Below are 19,305 nucleotides of genomic sequence, written 5' to 3' on the forward strand. Positions count from 1 at the left end.
GCCCGCGCGGCGACACCCCGTAGGCTGGCATGCGCAGCTGGTTCGCCCCGTCCGCCAGGCGGGAGGCGTCGTAAGAGGGAACCCGGTGGGAATCCGGGACTGCCCCGCAGCGGTGAGCGGGAACGACCGCCGTCATACGCACTGGGTCCGACGTACCGGGCCTGGGAAGCGACGGCCAGTAGATGTCCTCCGTCACGGAGGGCGTGCCCGCGAGTCCGAAGACCTGCCAACTGCCCGTGCGCGGACCATTCCGTGCGCGGCATCCCGGTGACCTCGAGGGCGGGTCGGCGTACATACCAGACGGACGAACCGTGCCTTTGCCGCGCACGCTCCGGTCCGTCCGGTTTCGTCACCCCTTCGCGCTCTCGTCCCGTCGCCGGGATCTCAGGGATTCATCTCGCGAAGGAGATCTCCGTGACCAGCAAGCCCGCAGCCGCGGCAGCACGGGCCACCGTGTACGGCTACCCCCGACAGGGCCCGAACCGGGAGCTGAAGAAGGCGATCGAGGGCTACTGGAAGGGCCGTGTCGACGCCGAGGCCCTCCGCTCCACCGCCACCGACCTGCGCGCCGCCAACTGGCGACAGCTCGCCGACGCCGGCATCCACGAAGTGCCGACCGGCGACTTCTCGTACTACGACCACGTCCTGGACACCACCGTCATGGTCGGCGCGATCCCCGAGCGGCACCGCGCCGCCGTCGAGGCCGACGCACTGGCCGGCTACTTCGCCATGGCCCGTGGCACACAGGACGTCGCACCTCTGGAAATGACCAAGTGGTTCGACACCAACTACCACTATCTGGTGCCCGAGTTGGGCCCCGACACCGACTTCACCGCGAACTCCGCCAAGCAGGTCGCGGAACTCAAGGAGGCCCTGGCGCTCGGTCTGACCGCCCGGCCCGTCCTGGTCGGCCCCGTCACCTACCTCCTGCTGGCCAAGCCCGCCCCGAGCGTCCCGGCCGACTTCGAGCCGCTCACCCTGCTCGACCGCCTGCTGCCCGTGTACGCCGAGGTCCTCGCCGACCTGCGCGCGGCCGGAGCCGAGTGGGTCCAGCTGGACGAGCCCGCCTTCGTGCAGGACCGTACCCCGGCGGAGCTGAACGCCGTCGCACGCGCCTACCGTGACTTGGGCGCCCTCACGGACCGTCCGAAGCTGCTGGTCGCCTCGTACTTCGACCGGCTCGGCGAGGCCCTGCCCGTACTGGCCAAGGCGCCCGTCGAAGGGCTGGCGCTGGACTTCACCGAGGGCGCCGCCGCCAATCTGGAGGCGCTCGCCGCCGTCGGCGGTCTGCCGGGCAAGCGGCTGGTGGCCGGTGTCGTCGACGGCCGCAACATCTGGATCAACGACCTGTCGAAGTCCCTCAGCACCCTCGGCACCCTGCTGGGTCTCGCCGACCGGGTGGACGTGTCGGCCTCCTGCTCACTGCTGCACGTACCGCTGAACGCGGCGGTGGAACGGGACATCGAGCCGCAGATCCTGCGCTGGCTGGCCTTCGCCAAGCAGAAGACCGCCGAGATCGTCACGCTCGCCAAGGGCCTCGCCCAGGGCACGGGCGCGATCACCGCCGAACTCGCCGCCAACCGGGCCGACCTGGCCTCCCGCGCCGGCTCCCCGATCACCCGCGACCCGATCGTGCGCGCCCGCGCGGAGGCGGTCACCGAGGCCGACGCCCGCCGCTCCCAGCCGTACGCCGAGCGGTCGGCCGCCCAGCGCGCCCATCTCGGCCTGCCGCTGCTGCCCACCACGACCATCGGGTCCTTCCCGCAGACCGGCGAGCTGCGCGCCGCTCGCGCGGACCTGCGCGCCGGCCGGACCGACACCGCGGGCTACGAGGAGCGCATCAAGGCCGAGATCCAGGAGGTCATCTCCTTCCAGGAGAAGACCGGGATCGACGTCCTGGTGCACGGCGAGGCCGAACGCAACGACATGGTCCAGTACTTCGCCGAGCAGCTCACCGGCTACCTCGCCACGCAGCACGGCTGGGTCCAGTCCTACGGCACCCGCTACGTCCGTCCGCCGATCCTGGCCGGCGACATCTCCCGCCCCGAACCGATGACGGTGCGCTGGACGACGTACGCCCAGTCCCTCACCTCCCGCCCGGTCAAGGGCATGCTCACCGGACCGGTCACCATGCTCGCCTGGTCCTTCGTCCGCGACGACCAGCCCCTCGCCGACACCGCCCGCCAGGTCGCCCTCGCCCTGCGCGACGAGGTGGGCGACCTGGAGGAGGCGGGGACTTCGGTCATCCAGGTCGACGAGCCCGCCCTGCGGGAGACCCTGCCGCTGCGCACCGCCGACCACGCCGCGTATCTCTCCTGGGCCACGGAGGCGTTCCGGCTCACCACCGCCGGGGTGCGGCCCGCCACCCAGATCCACACCCACATGTGCTATGCCGAGTTCGGCGACATCGTCCAGGCCATCGACGACCTCGACGCCGACGTCATCAGCCTGGAGGCCGCCCGCTCCCACATGCAGGTCGCCCGCGAACTCGCCGCCCACGGCTACCCGCGCGAGGCCGGACCCGGCGTGTACGACATCCACTCCCCGCGCGTCCCGAGCGCCACGGAGGTGGCCGACCTGCTGCGCACCGGCCTGAAGGCCATCCCGGCCGAGCGGCTGTGGGTCAATCCCGACTGCGGTCTGAAGACCCGTGGCTGGCCCGAAACCCGTGCCTCTCTGGAGAACCTGGTCGCCGCCGCCCGCACGATCCGAGGTGAGCTGCCCGCCTCCTGACCGTAGGTCGAGGAAGGGGCCGGGATGCGACGAGTGTCCCGGCCCCCACCCGGGCCCCGACGAGCGGCACCGCCATGGCCAAGGCACAACGATCCTCACGGCAATGCGCCCGGCAAGGTATAGTTAGCCTCACCTAACTTACCGACCGCCAGGAAGGCCGTGGCCCAGTGAGCGCCGAACACGAACTGACCGGGCGGCTCGCCCTGGTGACCGGGGCTGCCCGGGGTATCGGCGCCGCCGTCGTGGAGGTGCTGACCGAGCAAGGTGCGCACGTGATCGCCACCGACACCGACGAACCCGGCGTCGAGGCCCTGGCGGCGCGCTGCGGGGATCGGGTGATCGCCAGGGCCCTCGACGTCACCGATGCCGGCGCTGTGGAGCACGTCGTCGCCGAGGCCGAACGCAGCCTCGGCCCGCTGGACATCGCGGTAAACGTGGCCGGCATCCTGCGGGGAGCGGCCGTGGTCGACCTGGACGACGCCGACTGGGCCGCCGTCTTCGCCGTCAACACCGACGGCGTCTTCCACGTCTCCCGCGCCGCCGCCCGCCGGATGACGCCGCGGGGCCGGGGCAGCATCGTCACCGTCGCCTCCAACGCCGCCGGCATCCCGCGCAGCGGCATGGCCGCCTACGCCGCCTCCAAGGCCGCCGCCGTGATGTTCACCAAGTGCCTGGGGCTGGAGGTGGCGCGGTACGGGGTGCGCTGCAACACCGTCTCGCCGGGCTCGACCCTGACCGACATGCAGCGGGCGATGTGGGTGAGGTCCCCCGGCGGTGAGAAGGCGGGCCGACGGGCCGTCATCGACGGCGACCCGGCGTCGTACCGCACCGGCATTCCGCTGGGCCGGATCGCCGAGCCGTCCGACGTCGCCGACGCCGTGGCGTTCCTCGTCTCCGACCGTGCCCGGCACATCACCCTGCACGACCTGTACGTCGACGGCGGAGCCACCCTGCGCGCCTGATCGCCGTAGCCGTGAGCCGCCGTGCCTCGTTTCGTCCTGGACCCTGTGGGAGTCTCTCCGTGACCGTCGACCCGACATCCGCCCGCCTTGGCCCCCCCGCCACCCCCGGCCCCGCGCCCGGCGACGCGCTGACCCCGGGCGTCGACGCGCCCACCTGGCCGGCCGAGTTCGCCGAGCGCTACCGCGCGGCCGGCCACTGGCGCGGTGAGACGTTCGGCGGCATGCTGCGCGAGCGGGCAGCCGCCCACCCCGACCGCGTCGCGCTGGTCGACCCGGCGCCGGAGCGCCGCACATGGACGTACGCGCAACTGGACGCGGCGGCGGACCGGCTGGCCGCCGGCTTCGCGGCACGCGGGATCGGCCGCGGTGACCGGGTGGTCGTCCAGCTGCCGAACGTGGGCGAGTTCATCGAGGTGGTCTTCGCCCTGTTGCGCATCGGCACCCTGCCCGTGTACGCGCTGCCCGCCCACCGGGAGACCGAGATCGCGCACTTCTGCTCCTTCTCGGAGGCCGTCGCCTACGTCGTCCCCGACGTGCTGGACGGGTTCGACCACCGCGAGCTGGCCTCCGTGGTACGGCGGCGCACTCCGGGCCTGAAGCACGTGTTCGTCGTCGGTGAGCCGGGCGAGCACACGGCGCTGGCCGAGGTGCCGTGCGATCCGTCGGAGCCGTTCGCCGGGCCGGAGCCGCACGAGCTGGCCTTCCTCCAGCTCTCCGGCGGTACGACCGGGGTGTCCAAGCTGATCCCGCGCACCCACGACGACTACATCTACTCGCTGCGCGGCTCCAACGAGATCTGCGGGGTCGACGCGGACACCCGGTTCCTCGTCGTGCTCCCCGCCGCGCACAACTTCCCGATGAGCTCGCCCGGCTGGCTCGGCGCGCTCTACGCCGGCGGCACCGCCGTCCTGTGTCCGAAGCCCGATCCGGCGACCACGTTCGCGCTGATCGAACGGGAACGGATCACGATGACCGGGCTGGTGCCGCCGCTCGCCCTGGTGTGGACGACCGCGGCCGCGCAGTCCGGGACCACGCGGTCCGGGGCGGACCTCTCCAGCCTGGAGCTGGTCCTGGTCGGCGGCGCCAAGTTCAGCGAGCAGGCGGCCCGCCGTCTGGAGCCCACGCTCGGCTGCCGGCTGATGCAGGTGTTCGGCATGGCGGAGGGCCTGGTCAACTACACGCGGCTGGACGACGACGAGGAGACCGTGGTCACCACCCAGGGCCGGCCCATCTCCCCCGACGATGAGGTCAGGATCGTCGACGACGCCGACCGGGAGGTGCCCGAGGGCGAGTTCGGGCATCTACTCACCCGCGGCCCGTACACGATCCGTGGCTACTGGCGGGCCGACGAGCACAACCGGACCGCGTTCACCGAGGACGGGTTCTACCGCACCGGCGACATCGTGCGGCGCACCGCCACCGGTCATCTGGTGGTCGAGGGGCGGGCGAAGGACCAGATCAACCGGGGTGGCGAGAAGATCGCCCCGGAAGAGGTCGAGAACGTCATCCTCGCCCACCCGGCCGTGCACGACGTCTCCCTGGTCGCCGTACCCGACGAGTTCCTCGGTGAGCGCACCCTCGCCTACGTGATCCAGCGCGAGGGCGCCGAACCGTTGAAAGCGTCGCACATCAGGGCCTTCGTGCGCGAGCGCGGAATCGCCGCCTACAAGGTCCCCGATCTCGTCCAGATCGTCGACGCGTTCCCGCAGACCGGCGTCGGCAAGGTCAGCAAGAAGGGCCTGCGGTCGGCTGCCGCGGCCCCCGAGAAGCACTGAAAGGCCGGCCCCCGCATGGCGATCCCGCCCATCACCGCCTACCCGCTCCCGGAGCCGGACCGGTTGCCCGCCAACCGGGTGTCCTGGACGGTGGATCCGGCCCGCGCCGTGCTGCTCGTGCACGATCTCCAGCAGCACTTCCTGTCGGCGTTCCCGGCCGGTGAGCAGCCGCTGGCCGGCATGCTCGCGAACACCGCCCGGCTGCTGAAGGAGTCCCGCCGGGCCGGGGTGCCGGTGGTGTACTCGGCGCAGCGCGGCGGTCAGACGCCCGAGGAGCGGGGACTTCAACTGGACTTCTGGGGCCCGGGAGTGGCCGACGATCCGGCGGCTCTGGCCGTCCCGGAGGCCGTGGCGCCCGAGCCGGACGACACGGTGCTGACCAAGTGGAAGTACAGCGCCTTCGTGCGTACGGACCTGGAGGAACGGCTGCGCGGCTGGGGCCGCGACCAGCTCGTGATCGTCGGGGTGTACGCGCACATCGGCGTGATGATGACGGCCGCGGACGCGTGGAGCCGTGACCTTGAGGCGTTCGTCGTCGCCGACGCCGTAGCCGACTTCTCCCGCGAGGAGCACGAGATGGCCCTGCGCTGGTCCGCGGGACGCTGCGCGGTGGTGACCACGACGGACGCCGTGTTCCAGGGGGCCTGACCCACGGGGAGCGCCGCCGCGGCGCGAAACCGGCGGGCCGGCGCTCCCCCTGGCGCGTGCCAGGTGTCGCAGGGCAGACGGGACTTAACGGACACGGCCCCAAGGCCCCCGCTCACCGTCCCCGCTCACCCGGCCGCCGCGTCCTCGCGGCCCGCGCCGAACGCCCCAACCACGCGGTCGGTGAGCGTGACCGCCGCGCAGATGGCGGCCAGCCGGCGTACGGCCGTGGCGTGGTCGCCGGCCGTCTCGTCGACCACGGCGTCGGCGACCACGAAGGGCCGCAGTTCCTGGGTCCCGGCGTCCGTGGCGGTGAGCAGGACGTCCGTCCGCGCCGGGGCGCCGACGACGATCAACTGGTCGCGCGCCAGCTCCCTCAGACGCGCCCGCAGCCGGGTGCCGGCGAACGAGCTGGGCTGTTTCGCGGTGAACACGGTGTCCCCGGGCTGCGGTTGGACGATGTCCGCGACCGCGCGGGCCGCCGCCTCGGAGGGCGGGCGGGTCGGCCGCCACGCGCCCCGGCCCGCCGTGTCGCGCCCCGGCACGGGCCGCACCTGCCCGCCGGGCACCCGCACCACGTACACGACCGGCACCCCGGCCGACCGGGCGGAGCGCGTCAACCGGCCGATATTGGCGAGGAGTTCGCCGACGGGCGCGCGGTCCTGGAGGGTGCGCAGGAGGTAGTGCTGCACATGCTACACCAGGAGTGCCGACCTGCGCGGGTCGATGCTCCACGGCGCCCCCTCGGCGGGCAGCGAGGTCGCGGTGGGCATGGCGTAGGGGGCGGTACGGGACGGCGTCATGGGGTGGGCCTTTCTCGGCTCAGGTCAGCAGGTGCCCCGTGTGGGAGAGGCGGCGCGCCGCGGCCAGCAGGGCGTGGATCTGAGGGCCGACGTGATCGATGTGACGCACGGGCTTGTTGAAGGGCAGCCGGACGTCGCGGTGGGTGCGCGGGTGTTCCAGACGCAGCGTCAGGCCATAGCGGTCGATGGCGACCGGGAGCGCGCGCAGCATGCCGCTCCGCGGGAGCGGGCGGACGAGGCGCAGGAGCAGGGGGACCATCTCGGGGTGGTCGTCGACGAGATGGGTCAGCATGCCCGCCTCACTCGTCGCCAGCGGGTCCGGCTCGGTCGCCTGGAGTTCGTGGAGGGTCACGTACGCGCGCCCGGTGGCGTCCTCAAGGACGCACTGCCCGAACTCCATGCAGGTGCTCTCGGTGGACTCGGGGTCGTACGGCGCGGCCAGCAGCCCGGTCAGGGTGACCCGGGCGCGCAGCCGGTCGCGTACCGGGATGGGGGCGACGTCGGTGAGTTCCAGCCGGATCGGAACCCGCCCGCCGGGCGGCAAACCCGGGCCTTCGAACGGCGTGTGGAGATGGACGTGACCCATGACGCCGGCGCCGTCGAGACGGCGGACCTCGGTGTCCCGCCCGTCGGTCACCACGGTCATCGAGTGGGCGGCGGCCAGGATCGAGCGGGCACGTTCGGCGGCTGTCGGCGCGCCGGCGCGCAGGGGGAAGCGACGCATCCGGATCCTCCCGGAGGTCCAGTGAATTAGGTTTGCCTAACCTAACTTATCAGGGCTGTGGTTGTCAGGCCGACAGCCTGTTCCCGCGCGTTCTCGTGCAGCGCAACGCGTTTTCGTGCGCCGCACACCGCTGCGCGTCCCCTCCGCCGCTCGGAGAACGCCGACGGCCCGGCCGCGCGCGTCAAGCGCCGGCCGGGCCGCCCGGGTACGAGCCGGTGGGAGAGCTCAGCCCTCCTCCCCCACCCCGACGACCCACAGCCGGTGGTCCCAGCCGACGTCCTTGCGGGCCCGCACCGTCAGTCCGGCCCGCTCGACGAGCCGGGCGACGTGCTGCTCGCCCCGCACTCCGGAGCCGAAGGCGCACTTCAGCCGCAGGTGGTGCAGGACGGCGTCGACGTCGTCCGGATCGGCCGGCGTCACCTGCTCGACGAGGACCAGCATGCCGCCGGGAGCCAGCGCCGCGCCCGCCTCGGCGAGCACCTGCTGCGCGTCCTCGTCCGCGAGCCACTCCAGCTGACGGCACATCAACACGGTCTCGGCACCGTCCGGTACGCCCGAGGCGCGCGGCACCAGCTCGACGCGCGGCAGGACGTCGGTGTCGAGCAGTTCCTCGCGCAGCACCCGCAGCGCCGTGGGCATCGCGGCGATCCGGGCCCGCAGGCCGGGGAACGCCTTGACGAGGGCGTTGACGACGGTGGCCGAACCGTGGCCCGTCGCCGTGAGCACGGACACCGACGACCAGTCGTAGGCGCCGGCCACGCCGGGAGCGACCCAGCGAGCCTCGTCCTCGACCGCCGCGCGGGCGGTCCCGGCCAGCCGGGGGTCGTCGAGCATGGCACCGGCGAGGGTCTCGCCGCTCTGGGTGCGGTACCCGGCCTCGCCGGTGCGCAGGGTGTGCAGCAGTCCGCTGAAGGAGGCGTCCAGAGCCGCCTGTGCGCCGCCGAGGTGGTACTCGTACGCCGAGTGGTCGTCGTCGACGAGTTCCTCGCCGACCGGGGCGAGCCGGTAGCCGCCGTCGCCGTCGTCGGCCAGTACGTCGAGATGGACCAGGTAGGCCAGGAGCGCGGTGAGGGCGGAGCGGTCGGCTCCGGTGCGTGCCGCCAGGTCATCCGGGGTGCGCACGCCGGACGCCACCAGCGCGAAGACGTCCAGGGTGACGGCCGCGCGGATGGCGTAGCCGGGAGCCAGGTCGGTCAGTTCGTGCAGCCGCTCATGGGCGTCGTCCTCCACCTCCTCGGCCGTGGGCACGCCGGGCGCCGCGGGCTCGGTGCGGCGCCAGTATCCGGTGATGTCCAGGTACTCGCGGGGCACCTGACGCTCTGTCACCAGGTGGCGGCGGATGCCCTTGAGGGTGACGGCCTCACCGGCCACCCAGGCGAAGACGGTTCCGGACGGCCACTCCATCTCCCGTACGGCACGCTCCAGGAGGTCGCCGGTGCCGGCTGGGGCGCCGTCGCGGGACAGCCAGACGATGTCGGCGTCGGCACGGGTGCGCAGCTCCTGGCGGTGGCTGTCCTCGCCGACCTCGATGAAGACCTTCGCGCGGGTGCCCTCGGGCATCTCCGCGAGCCAGCGGCCGATTGCGGGCAGCGCGGTCTCGTCGCCGACGACCAGCAGCCAGTCGGCGCCTTCGGGGTGGCTGTGGGACATCTTGGGTCCGGCGATCCAGGCGCTCTCGCCGGGCTTGACGCGTTCGGCCCAGCCCGAGGCGACACCGCCCTCGTGCCGGACGAAGTCGAAGTCGATCTCGCCGGCCTCGGGGTCGAAGCGGACCGGCGTGTAGTCCTTGGAGACCGGCCGCGCGTCCGCGGGCCAGTCCAGGCTGCTGACGTTCTGCCGGGGCAGCACCAGCCGCCCGGTCTCGTCGGTGAAGAAGAACTTCACATGGTCGTCGAAGCCCTCCGTGCGCAGCCCGGGCAGATCCAGGCCGTCCCGGGTGAAGGCGCGCAGTTGCTCGCCGCCGAGGGTCAGGCGGCGCATGCCCGGTGTGATGTTCTCGGCGCGCAGCACGGTCAGCTCCCTGAGCACGATGGGGAACGTGGCGACCGAACGGGGGCTGCGGGTGGGCATGTCGATGCTCCTTATCACTACGGGACTGCTGTGCGCGTTCCCCGCGGGGTGGGGGGACGCGGATGCGCCGGGCGCGCCGCGACCGGCCGCCGGGCGAAAGGGCCCGGCGGCCGGGGCGGCGGACCGGCCGGTCGTGCTACTTGCCGGCGACGGCGTCGGCAAGGATCGGGGTGAGCTTCTCGGCCACCCACGGGGAGCTGAGCGCGTCCGGGTAGGCGACGGCTGAGGCCAGGGTGTTCTCCGAGGGCACGATCGCGTAGTGCTTGCCCTTGACCACCTTGAGGGACTTGAAGAGCTTGTTCTTCCCCAGGTCCGAGGCGGAGATCAGGCCGTTGTCACCGAACGGGTACGTCATCAGCAGGATGTCCGCCTCCAGTTCGTCCAGGTTCTCCAGGCTCACCGCGTTCTTGTCGGCGGAGTAGTTCTTGGAGTTGTCGGCCTTCGTCAGACCCAGCCCCTCGAAGACGCCCGGGTCCTGGTCTGCGTACGACATGTACGTGACCTGCTCGGGGTGGACGACGGCGTAGGTGTACGTCTTACCCTTGAACTCGGGGTGCGCCGCGGCGGCGTCGGCGAACGCCTTCTCGTTGGCGGTGATGATCTCCTCGGCCTTCTCGGTCATGCCGAGGGCCTTCGCCGCGGTCTTCAGCCGCTCCTGCCAGGTGAGGGTGTCGGCGTCCTTCTTGCCGGCGTAGGTGACGACCGGGGCGATGGGCGCGAGCTTGGCGTAGTCGGTGTCCATCGACCAGGTGTTCATGCCGAGGATGACGTCCGGCGCGGCGGAGGCGATCGCCTCGAAGTCGGTGCCGTCGGTGTCGTCGTACGTCTTGAGCTTGCCGGCGCCGAGCTTGTCGATCGCGCGCTGCTTGTACTCGGGGACGTCGCCGCCGTCCTCGGCGTCCGGGGTGATGACGGGCACCAGACCGAGGGCGAGGGCGATGTCGGTGTCGCCGTCGGAGACGGTGGCGACCTTGACCGGCTTCTCCTTGACCTCGGTCTTGCCCCACGCGTTGGTGAGGGACACCGGGAAGGCCTCGGAGCCTGCCCCGGCGGAGGACTTCGACTCGGGCTTCGCGTCGTCGCCGGAGTCGGAGCAGCCGGTCGCCAGGGCGAGGCAGGCGGCCATGGCCACCAGGGTGCGGGCGGCGCCGCGACGGCCGAAGGGTCTGGGAAGGCGGTTCACTTGCGGTTCTCCTCGGTGAGGTGACGGCGGCCCAGGGGGAAGATCTGGGGCCGTTCGGTGCGGGGGTGCGGCACGACGACGCAGTCCAGGCCGAAGACTTCGGCCACGGTGCGTTCGTCGAGCACTTCTGCCGGGGGGCCCTGGCGCACGATGCGGCCGTCACGCATGGCGACGATCGTGTGGGCGTACAGGGCCGCCTGGTTGAGATCGTGGGAGACGAGCACAATCGTTTTTCCGGTCGACTCGTTGAGGTCGGCCAGCAGGTCCATCACCTCGATCTGGTGCGCGATGTCCAGATAGGTGGTGGGCTCGTCGAGCAGCAGGGTCGGGGTGTCCTGGGCGAGGGCGAGCGCGATCCACACACGCTGGCGCTGCCCGCCGGAGAGTTCGTCGACCGGGCGGTCGATGAGCTCCGCGGTGCCGGTGGCCGTCAGGGCCTCGGCGATGACCTGTTCGTCGGCGGCGGTGCGGCGCTGCCCGAACCGCCGGTGCGGATGGCGTCCCCGCCACACGAGGTCGCCGACGCTGATGGACTCCGGCGCGACGGGCGACTGCGGCAGGATGCCGAGGCTGCGGGCGACGTCGCGGGTGCGCATGGCGTGGATGTCGGCGCCGTCCAGCAGCACCGAGCCGGACGCGAGGGGCAGCAGCCGGGCCACGGCCTTCAACAGGGTGGACTTGCCGCAGGCGTTGGGGCCGACGAGCGTGGTGATCCGGCCGGTCTCGACGCTGAGCGACAGTTCCTCGATGACACGGGCGTCGCCGTAGCCGGCGGATATGCCGCGGGCCTGAAGGCCGTACGGGCCGGGTGCGGAGGTGACGGTCTCGCCGGCCGCGTGGGTCTGTCCGTACACGGCGGTCTTCTCGTCCACGGCGGTCTTCTCGTCGACAGCGGCCTGTTGGTCAGCAGCGACCTGTTCGTCGACGGCGCTCCGCGCGTCCACGACGTCTCGTCCGTTCACGGCGGTCTGTTCCTTCACGAGACGGCTCCCTGTCTGCGCCGAAGGATCAGCCAGACGAAGTACGGCGCGCCGAGCAGCGCGGTGAGGACCCCGGTGGGCACCGGGCTGATCAGTGGCGCGTTCTGCGCGAGGACGTCGGAGCCGATCACGAGGACCGAACCGACCAGCGGCGCGAGCGCGATGGAGCGGTCACCGCCGACCAGCCGGACCGCGATGGGCCCGCTGATCAGGGACACGAACGCGATCGGACCGACGACGCTGGTGGCCAGGGCGGCCGCGGCGGCACCGACGAGCAGTGCGGCGATCCGGGCCGGCGTGACGCGGGTGCCCAGACCGGTGGCGAGCTGGTCGCCGAGGGACATCGTGCCGATGGACCGGTGCAGCAGCGCCGTGCCGGCCAGGCAGAGGGCCAGCGCGCAGGCGAGGATGCGCACGCCGGGCCAGTCGGCGCCGTTGGTGCTGCCGATCATCCAGCGCATCACCATGGCGATGCGTTCCTCGCCGGCGACGGTGAAGAGGTAGTTGGTGTAGGCGGTGCACACGGCGCTGAGCCCTATGCCGACGAGGACCAGCCGGTAGGTGTCCACCCCGCGCTGCCAACTGAGCGCGTGCACGGCGGCGACGAGCGCGAACGCCCCGGCGACGGCGGCGAGCGACGGCCCCCACGCGAAGGCGGACGGCGCGAGCAGCAGGATGGTGGCGGCGCCCGCGGAGGCGCCGGCCGAGATGCCGACGACGTCGGGCGTGGCCAGGGGGTTGCGCACGAGCCGCTGGTACAGCGCGCCCGCGAGCCCGAACAGGGCGCCGGCGAGCAGTGCGGCGAGGGCACGCGGCATCCGCAGCTGGAAGATCAGGTAGTCGGCGAGTCCGTCGCGCAGTCCGAGCGCGGCGGGCAGCACGTCGCCGGGCGCGACGTCGCCGACGCCGCCGAGGAGGACGGAGGCCGAGGTCAGGCCGAGCAGCAGCGCGACGAGTACGGCGCTGACGGCCACGGTGCGCAGGTTGTGCGCGCGCCGGGCGGTGCGCAGCCGTGCTGCGGTGGTCTCCAGCGGTGTTGCCGGTTCGGGCCGGCGCACGGGGATCGCGGTCGTCATCACACCCGCACCAGGTTCCGACGGCGGGCGAGCCACACGAAGAAGGGGGTGCCGATCGCCGCGGTCATCACACCGACCTGGATCTCGCCGTGGTCGATGACCAGGCGTCCGGCGATGTCGGCTCCGGTGAGCAGCACGGCTCCGAGGCACATCGCCAGCGGCAGCGACCAGCGGTGGTCCGGTCCGGCGAGCATGCGCGCGCAGTGCGGGGCGACCAGTCCGACGAAGGCGACGGGGCCCACGGCGGCGGTGGCTGCGGCACACAGCAGGACGGCCACGGCGGCGCAGGCGAGCCGGGCGCGTTCGACGGGGACGCCGAGCGCGCGGGCGGTGTCGTCACCGAGGCCGAGGATGTTGAGGGTGCGGCCGAACGGCAGCGCGAGCAGCAGTCCGGCGGCGATGAACGGCCATGCCTCGTCCAGGACCGAGGACCGCCCGGTGAGCTGTCCGACGGACCAGAAGCGCAGGTGGGCGAAGGCCGCGTCGTCCCGGACCACCATCAGGGTGATCAGCGAGGACATCACGGCGGCCAGGGACACCCCGGCGAGCACCAGGCCGATGGTGGAGCTGCCGGTGTTGGTGCGGGTGCCGATGAGGTACACGAGGGCGGCGCTCACGGCGGAGCCGAGGAGGGCGAGCCAGAAGTAGCCCTGGAGTTCGGACATGTCGAAGAAGACGATGCCGAGCACCACGAACATGGCGGCGCCCTGCTGGATGCCGAGGATGCCGGGGTCGGCGAGCGGGTTCATGGTCAGCGCCTGCATGACCATGCCGGACGCGCCGAGGGCGGCGCCGACCAGCAGACCGAGGAAGGTCCGCGGTATCCGCTCGGTCCACAGCACATGGCTGTTGTAGGCCTCGCCCGCCGGGTGCAGCAGGATGCGGACGATCTCCGCGAGGGAGATGTCCCGGGAGCCGAGGCCGATGCTCGCCGTCAGCGTCGCCGCCACCGCCACCGCCGCAAGCAACAGACAGGCAGCACCTCGCGTGAAGCGGGTCCTGGCCGGGGGCGACGGCGCCACCGGCGGGGACGTGGTTGTCATGATTTCTTCCGCTCCTCACGGTTGCACGGCAGGTTAGGTTACCCTTACTTTGCCTGCAGGCAATCCAACGCAGAGGCACAAGCCTCGAATTCAAGGGTCGGTCTGACCGGCTCCACACCCAGGGGGGGTCGTGACACGACGTGCGATCAGGACGGCACAGTCGGAGCAGCTCGCACCGCCGCGTCCGGAGCAACCGGACGACGACTTCATCGCCGCGGGGGGCCACCCCACGCACGTGCACGACTTCCACCAGTTCCTGTATGTGCCGCTAGGGCGGATCGTCGTCACGGCGTCCGGCACGGACCATGCGCTCTCACCGACGGTGGCTTTGTGGCTGCCCGCGGGTGTACCGCACAGCGCGCGGTTCGATCCGGACTCGCTGGTCATCAGCGAGTCCTTCGACGCCGCGCTGCACCACCTGCCGTACGAGGAAGCCTCGGTGGTGCACGTGGGCGAGGCACAGCGCCTGCTGCTGCTCGCTCGGACGCGCGGCGGCCAGGCGGTGCCCGATGACGCCAAGGTCTTCGCCGAGTTGACCGGGGCCGGAGAGGGGCGGCTGCCGTTGCCGCGGCCGACCGGAGAGGCGGCCCGCGCGGTGGCCCGCGCACTCCTGCGCGACCCTGCCGACCAACGGACCGCGGAACAGTGGGCGGCAGGTCTGTACACCAGTTCCACCAGCCTGCGCCGGGCGTTTCGCACGGAGACCGGACTGGCGTTCTCGGACTGGCGCACGCGCGTGCGACTCAACCGCTCGCTGGAGCTTCTCGCCGAGGGGCACCGGGTCGGCATCGTGGCGACGCGCGTGGGTTTCGTGAGCACGAACGGCTTCATCCTGGCGTTCCGCAGGCACTTCGACCGCACTCCGGGCGCTTACGTCCGCGAACGACTGCACCGGGCCGCGCGATACGGTCTGACCGCGCCGGCTGGGCAGCTTCCCGGGCGCCGGTGACACCGGCAGGCATGGACGACGAGGGCTCACGACTCACCCTCGGACAGCTCGTCATTTTCACAGTCGAATTGACGGATCATCACTTCCCAGTCCGGCGCTCGCGACTCTCGACGGGGACTTGACATCCCGCCCGCTATGGGCAATTTTTTTAGGCAAGCCTTACCTAAGTAAGTATCTTGCGTGCGGCCCTGCCCGAAGCACGCATTCCCTGCATCAGGCAGGCGACCCTCCGCTCCGGGCAGGACCTGAACAAAGGACGAGCATTGTCAGCAGGGCATGCGGACACGGGGCGACACGCGGAGCCACCGGTCGACGATCTGGTCGGCATAGGCTTCGGCCCGGCCAATCTCGCACTCGCCATCGCGATCGAGGAACACAACGCCCAGTGCAGTGACGGCCGCGCGCTGCGGACGACGTTCACCGAACGGCAGCGGGAGTTCGGCTGGCACCGAGGCATGCTGCTGCCCGGAGCGACCATGCAGGTGTCGTTCCTGAAGGATCTGGCCACGATGCGCGATCCGGGCAGCCGGTTCACCTTCCTGCGCTATCTGCACGAGCGGGGGCGGCTGCCCGACTTCATCAACCAGAAGTCGTTCTTCCCGACGCGGCTCGAGTTCCACGACTACTTCCGCTGGTGCGCCGCCCAGGTGGAGAACCATGTCCGCTACGGCCGCCAGGCCCACGCGATCCGGCCGGCCGCGCCCGGCGCGGTGGTCGACACCCTGGAGGTGCTGACCCGCCCCGCCGACGACACACCCGGCAAGGAATCGATTCTGCACACCCGGAACGTCTCCCTCGGCACCGGACTGCGCCCCAGGCTCCCCGACGGCGTCTCGGCCGGGCCGCACCTGTGGCACAGCCGGGACCTGCTGTTCGCCGCCGGCGACCTGACGCACCGTCCGCATCGCCGCTTCGCGGTCATCGGCGCCGGCCAGTCGGCCGCGGAGGCCGCGGAGTTCCTGCACCGGGAGTTCCCCGACGCTGAGGTCTGCGCCGTCTTCACCCGCTACGGCTACAGCCCCGCCGACGACAGCCCGTTCGCCAACCGCATCTTCGACCCCGCGGCCGTGGACGACTTCTACGCCGCGCCCGACGAGGTCAAGCAGAACCTGCTCGGCTACCACGCCAACACCAACTACTCGGTGGTCGACGCCGACTTGATAGACCAGCTCTACCGGACCGTCTATGGGGAGAAGGTGGCCGGAACCGAGCGGCTGCGGATCCTCAACATGACCTCCTTCGAGGCCGTCGAGGAGCTCGCCGACGGCGTCCGGATCGTGCTCCGTCGACTCATCACCTCCGAGACCAGCACACTCGACTGCGACGCCGTGGTGTTCGCCACCGGCTACCAGCCGTCCGACCCGCGCGAACTGCTCGGGCCGCTCGCCGACGAATGCCTGACGGACGGTCAGGGGCGATTGAGGATCGGCCGTGACCACAGGGTGGCCACCACACCGCGGGTTCGCGCCGGCATCTATCTGCACGGCGCGGCGACCGAGCACTCGCACGGCATCACCTCGTCCCTGCTGTCCACGCTGGCGGTCCGGGCAGGCGAGCTCTGCGACGCCCTGCTGCTGGACCGGGCCGAGCGGGACGGGCCGGACGGTAGCGTGGGCGGGCTGCGCGCGAGCGAGGCCGACGACATCGCCGTACCTGCATGACCGCCCCCTCCCACTCCCCTCCCACCTTCACACCCCCTGACCAAGGAGAACCGACATGGCAACCACCAACCCCTTCGAGGACGACGACGCCCGCTACCTGGTCCTGGTCAACGAGGAGAACCAGCACTCGCTGTGGCCCGCGTTCGCCGAGGTCCCCGCGGGCTGGACGGTCGTGCACGGCGAGGACTCCCGGCAGAACTGCCTCGCCTACGTGGACGAGCACTGGACCGACATGCGTCCGGCGAGCCTGGCGGCCCGGTCCTGACGGACCGTCGGGCGGCTCCCGAGGGCGGTCAGAGCGCCCGGCGCAGGACCCGCGAGCCCCTTCGCGGGTTCAGCGCGGCCGGCCAAGCGGCGGGATCCTCGGCCGGGGTGAAGCCGTGCCGCAGGAACAGCTCCGCGCCACCGCTCGTCGCGGTGAACACCGTCGCCGCCGGGCGAGCCACCGCTTCGGCGAGCAGCGCCCGGAGCAGGGCCGAGCCGACCCCGCGCCCCTGACTGCGCGCCGCCACACAGAAGTTGTAGAGCACCGCCGTGCGGGCGGAGGCCGGTCCGATCCGCTCCGCACCGCACCGCAGGGCCACACAGCCCTCGACGCCACCCATCGGTGACTCGGCGATCAGGAAGTCCCCGGCGTCACGGGCGTACTGCCACGGTGGCCGCTCGCACAGCTCTCCCGTACGCACGAAGACACGGGAGAGCCGGTACAGCGCGCCCGCGTCCTCTGGTCCGGCCGCCCGCACGACCACCGTCGCCCGAGGGCATGGAGCGGGGGAAGCGGGACGGAGTCCGGAGGGGAGGTTCACCGTGGTCATCAGCACTCTCACTGGTAAGTCGGCGGTGCCCGCCGCGAACGGCGGTGGGAAATATCTGGACTTGACCCGAACAAAGACTAGATTATTAGGTAAGGCTGACCTAATCACAGAGTGAGCATGATCGAGGAGCGGAACACGCCATGGCCGACACATCCAGTCCACAGCCCTTCACCCTTGAGCGGCTTCGGAGGGACATCGCCGAACTGCTCTACGTGGACGCGGACGACGTCGAGGTCGACGTGAACGTGTTCCACCAAGGGCTGGACTCCGTACGGATGATGATGCTCGTGGAGGGGTGGCGCGCCGACGGCGCGGAGGTCGGCTTCGCCGAGCTGGCCGAGCGCCCGACCCTGAACGACTGGTCCGCGCTCCTCGCCCCGGCCGGAGCGCCGCATGCGCGTGCGTGATCTCCTGATCGATGTCGAACCCCTGCGCACCAGCCAGGACTTCAGGGCCATCTTCCTCGCCCGGGTGGTGTCGCTGTTCGGGCTCGGCATGGCGACGGTGGCCCTGGCCGCCCAGGTCTACGACCTGACCGAGTCCACCTTCAGCGTCGCCGTCACCAGCATGATCATGAGCGTGACGGTGCTGCTGGGCTCGCTGTGGGGCGGCTGGATGGCCGACCGCACGGACCGCCGACGGCTCATCGTCAGCGCCCGCGCGACCGCCGCGCTCGCCTTCGCCGGGCTCGCCGCCAACGCCTTCGCGCCGGAGCCCTCCCTGGGAGCGATCTACGCCTGTGTGGCCGTGGACGGACTGGCCACGGGGGTGAGCGTCACCGCCCTGATGGCGGTGGCGCCCACGCTGGTGCGGCCGGACCAGCTGCCGGCCGCCGGTGCGCTGATCTCCCTCACCGGAGAGATCGGCTCGATCTCCGCCCCGCTCCTCGGCGGTGTGCTGCTCGCCGCCTCCGGGCCCGGCCCGGTGTTCGCCTTCACCGCGTTCACCACCGGTGTGACGACCCTCCTGGTGCTGCGGCTGAGGCCCCTGCCGCCGGTCGCCGACGAAGACGACGGGGGCGACAGGGACGAGAGGGACGGCGCCCGGGACGGGGCCGGGAACGGCCTCGGCAAGGACAACGGCTCCCCGCTGGTCGCCTTCCGGTTCGCGCTGCGCAACCGGGTCGTCGGCGCGCTGCTCGCCCTCGGCGGGGTGACCGTCGTGTTCAACCTGCCGACGGTCCTCTTCCCCGAACTCGTCGCGACCCGCTTCGGCGGCGGCGAGGTCGTCCTCGGACTGCTCTACACCGCTCCGGCCGTCGGCGCGGTGCTCGTCTCCGCGACGAGCGGCTGGATCAGCCGGGCCGCGTACCCCGGCCGGCTGCTGCTGACCGCCGCCCTGACCGGCGGCCTCGCCACCGTCGGCTTCGGTCTGAGCGGTCAGATCTGGGTCGCCGTCCTGATGCTGGCCATCGGCGGTGCGGCCGGCACGGTGTACGAGATCCTGGAGTACGCCCTGGTCCAGCACAACACCCCCGACCGCCTGCGGGGCCGCGTGGTCAGCGTCATCACCGCGCAGGGCACCACGGGCAATGTGCTCGGCGACGCCGAAGTCGCCCTGGTGGCACGCTGGTTCAACCCCGCCGGAGCGGCGGTCGTCAACGGCGCCGTGTGTGCCGTGGCGGCGGTCCTGGCCGCCGTGCTCGTACCGGGACTGCGCAAGGCCACCCTCCCGCGTGACGTCGACGAGACCGGGGCGGGCCCCACCGGCCCGTCCGACGGCCACGGTCCCGGCCCCGGCCCCGAACAGGGCGTGCCGGCCACCACCGGCTGACCGCACGTCCCTGCCCCGCCCCTCCCCCGCGCCGCGCGGTCCGCCGCCGGCGCGCCCCACTCCTGTCCTTCTTCTGCGGACGATCCATCCGGTCGCGCCGCGCTGCTTCCTGG

Annotated in this window: 17 protein-coding genes and 1 riboswitch; of the genes, 9 read left to right on the forward strand and 8 right to left on the reverse strand. The window is 71.9% G+C overall.

The window, feature by feature from the left end; translation table 11 throughout:
* Nucleotides 1-21: 21 nt before the first annotated feature.
* Nucleotides 22-246: riboswitch (cobalamin riboswitch) on the forward strand.
* A gap of 168 nt (nucleotides 247-414) precedes the next feature.
* The 4 genes from metE to ACHBTE_RS15765 all read left to right on the forward strand — a co-directional run bounded on the left by metE (nucleotide 415) and on the right by ACHBTE_RS15765 (nucleotide 6,118).
* On the forward strand, nucleotides 415-2,733 hold the full coding sequence (gene metE / locus ACHBTE_RS15750) for a 5-methyltetrahydropteroyltriglutamate--homocysteine S-methyltransferase (RefSeq protein ID WP_394724439.1): 2,319 nt from the start codon (nucleotides 415-417) through the stop codon (nucleotides 2,731-2,733).
* A gap of 167 nt (nucleotides 2,734-2,900) precedes the next feature.
* Nucleotides 2,901-3,695, forward strand: coding sequence for a 2,3-dihydro-2,3-dihydroxybenzoate dehydrogenase (locus ACHBTE_RS15755; protein ID WP_394724440.1), 795 nt, complete (start codon nucleotides 2,901-2,903; stop codon nucleotides 3,693-3,695).
* Between the two features lie 128 nt (nucleotides 3,696-3,823).
* Entirely contained in the window at nucleotides 3,824-5,470 is a 1,647-nt protein-coding gene (locus ACHBTE_RS15760; protein WP_394724556.1) for a (2,3-dihydroxybenzoyl)adenylate synthase, read from the forward strand.
* A gap of 15 nt (nucleotides 5,471-5,485) precedes the next feature.
* The gene (locus ACHBTE_RS15765) at nucleotides 5,486-6,118 is read left to right on the forward strand and encodes an isochorismatase family protein (RefSeq protein WP_394724442.1); all 633 of its coding nucleotides are present in this window, start codon (nucleotides 5,486-5,488) and stop codon (nucleotides 6,116-6,118) included.
* A 125-nt stretch (nucleotides 6,119-6,243) separates the two neighbouring features.
* On the opposite strand, the gene ACHBTE_RS15770 is transcribed toward ACHBTE_RS15765, so the two are convergent.
* From ACHBTE_RS15770 to ACHBTE_RS15800, 7 genes are all read right to left on the reverse strand, one after another.
* Nucleotides 6,244-6,807, reverse strand: coding sequence for an isochorismatase family protein (locus ACHBTE_RS15770; protein ID WP_394724443.1), 564 nt, complete (start codon nucleotides 6,805-6,807; stop codon nucleotides 6,244-6,246).
* 130 nt (nucleotides 6,808-6,937) lie between these two features.
* A complete protein-coding gene (locus tag ACHBTE_RS15775) occupies nucleotides 6,938-7,642 on the reverse strand; it encodes a DUF2470 domain-containing protein (RefSeq protein ID WP_394724445.1) in 705 nt (234 codons plus the stop codon).
* Nucleotides 7,643-7,867: 225 nt separating this feature from the next.
* Nucleotides 7,868-9,712, reverse strand: a complete 1,845-nt coding sequence (locus ACHBTE_RS15780; RefSeq protein ID WP_394724447.1) for an SIP domain-containing protein — start codon at nucleotides 9,710-9,712, stop codon at nucleotides 7,868-7,870.
* 136 nt (nucleotides 9,713-9,848) lie between these two features.
* A complete protein-coding gene (locus ACHBTE_RS15785; protein ID WP_394724448.1) occupies nucleotides 9,849-10,895 on the reverse strand; it encodes an ABC transporter substrate-binding protein in 1,047 nt (348 codons plus the stop codon).
* Nucleotides 10,892-11,749: an ABC transporter ATP-binding protein gene (locus tag ACHBTE_RS15790; protein WP_394724557.1), complete on the reverse strand. Its 858-nt coding sequence runs from the start codon at nucleotides 11,747-11,749 to the stop codon at nucleotides 10,892-10,894. The genes ACHBTE_RS15785 and ACHBTE_RS15790 overlap by 4 nt, the downstream gene beginning before the upstream one ends.
* Nucleotides 11,750-11,871: 122 nt before the next feature.
* The gene (locus tag ACHBTE_RS15795; RefSeq protein ID WP_394724450.1) at nucleotides 11,872-12,951 is read right to left on the reverse strand and encodes a FecCD family ABC transporter permease; all 1,080 of its coding nucleotides are present in this window, start codon (nucleotides 12,949-12,951) and stop codon (nucleotides 11,872-11,874) included.
* Entirely contained in the window at nucleotides 12,951-13,994 is a 1,044-nt protein-coding gene (locus ACHBTE_RS15800) for a FecCD family ABC transporter permease (RefSeq protein ID WP_394724452.1), read from the reverse strand. Before ACHBTE_RS15800 ends, ACHBTE_RS15795 begins: the two co-directional genes overlap by 1 nt.
* A 130-nt stretch (nucleotides 13,995-14,124) precedes the next feature.
* Here ACHBTE_RS15800 and ACHBTE_RS15805 point away from each other — a divergent pair, with 130 nt between their 5' ends.
* The 3 genes from ACHBTE_RS15805 to ACHBTE_RS15815 all read left to right on the forward strand — a co-directional run bounded on the left by ACHBTE_RS15805 (nucleotide 14,125) and on the right by ACHBTE_RS15815 (nucleotide 16,869).
* Entirely contained in the window at nucleotides 14,125-14,943 is an 819-nt protein-coding gene (locus tag ACHBTE_RS15805; protein WP_394724453.1) for a helix-turn-helix domain-containing protein, read from the forward strand.
* A 263-nt stretch (nucleotides 14,944-15,206) separates the two neighbouring features.
* Nucleotides 15,207-16,604 carry a lysine N(6)-hydroxylase/L-ornithine N(5)-oxygenase family protein gene (locus ACHBTE_RS15810; protein ID WP_394724454.1) on the forward strand — a complete coding sequence of 466 codons (1,398 nt, stop codon included), beginning with the start codon at nucleotides 15,207-15,209 and terminating at the stop codon, nucleotides 16,602-16,604.
* Nucleotides 16,605-16,659: 55 nt separating this feature from the next.
* Nucleotides 16,660-16,869, forward strand: coding sequence for an MbtH family protein (locus ACHBTE_RS15815; RefSeq protein ID WP_394724455.1), 210 nt, complete (start codon nucleotides 16,660-16,662; stop codon nucleotides 16,867-16,869).
* A gap of 28 nt (nucleotides 16,870-16,897) precedes the next feature.
* Here ACHBTE_RS15815 and ACHBTE_RS15820 read toward each other — a convergent pair whose 3' ends face one another.
* The gene (locus ACHBTE_RS15820; protein WP_394724457.1) at nucleotides 16,898-17,419 is read right to left on the reverse strand and encodes a GNAT family N-acetyltransferase; all 522 of its coding nucleotides are present in this window, start codon (nucleotides 17,417-17,419) and stop codon (nucleotides 16,898-16,900) included.
* A 140-nt stretch (nucleotides 17,420-17,559) separates the two neighbouring features.
* On the opposite strand from ACHBTE_RS15820, the gene ACHBTE_RS15825 reads away from it, so the two are divergent.
* Both ACHBTE_RS15825 and ACHBTE_RS15830 read left to right on the forward strand, forming a co-directional pair.
* Nucleotides 17,560-17,826 carry a phosphopantetheine-binding protein gene (locus ACHBTE_RS15825; RefSeq protein ID WP_394724459.1) on the forward strand — a complete coding sequence of 89 codons (267 nt, stop codon included), beginning with the start codon at nucleotides 17,560-17,562 and terminating at the stop codon, nucleotides 17,824-17,826.
* Nucleotides 17,813-19,192: an MFS transporter gene (locus tag ACHBTE_RS15830; RefSeq protein WP_394724461.1), complete on the forward strand. Its 1,380-nt coding sequence runs from the start codon at nucleotides 17,813-17,815 to the stop codon at nucleotides 19,190-19,192. The genes ACHBTE_RS15825 and ACHBTE_RS15830 overlap by 14 nt, the downstream gene beginning before the upstream one ends.
* Nucleotides 19,193-19,305 lie beyond the last annotated feature (113 nt).

Origin of the sequence: Streptomyces sp. M41 (genome assembly GCF_043673425.1) — a bacterium.
GTDB lineage: Bacteria > Actinomycetota > Actinomycetes > Streptomycetales > Streptomycetaceae > Streptomyces.

Bases quoted from the DNA above. Each gene is read 5' to 3' on its own strand.
- ACHBTE_RS15775 (WP_394724445.1), bottom strand. From the start codon at position 7,642: ATGCGTCGCTTCCCCCTGCGCGCCGGCGCGCCGACAGCCGCCGAACGT.
- ACHBTE_RS15765 (WP_394724442.1), top strand. From the start codon at position 5,486: ATGGCGATCCCGCCCATCACCGCCTACCCGCTCCCGGAGCCGGACCGG.
- ACHBTE_RS15795 (WP_394724450.1), bottom strand. From the start codon at position 12,951: ATGACGACCGCGATCCCCGTGCGCCGGCCCGAACCGGCAACACCGCTG.
- ACHBTE_RS15815 (WP_394724455.1), top strand. From the start codon at position 16,660: ATGGCAACCACCAACCCCTTCGAGGACGACGACGCCCGCTACCTGGTC.
- ACHBTE_RS15780 (WP_394724447.1), bottom strand. From the start codon at position 9,712: ATGCCCACCCGCAGCCCCCGTTCGGTCGCCACGTTCCCCATCGTGCTC.
- ACHBTE_RS15820 (WP_394724457.1), bottom strand. From the start codon at position 17,419: ATGACCACGGTGAACCTCCCCTCCGGACTCCGTCCCGCTTCCCCCGCT.
- ACHBTE_RS15825 (WP_394724459.1), top strand. From the start codon at position 17,560: ATGGCCGACACATCCAGTCCACAGCCCTTCACCCTTGAGCGGCTTCGG.
- ACHBTE_RS15830 (WP_394724461.1), top strand. From the start codon at position 17,813: ATGCGCGTGCGTGATCTCCTGATCGATGTCGAACCCCTGCGCACCAGC.
- ACHBTE_RS15800 (WP_394724452.1), bottom strand. From the start codon at position 13,994: ATGACAACCACGTCCCCGCCGGTGGCGCCGTCGCCCCCGGCCAGGACC.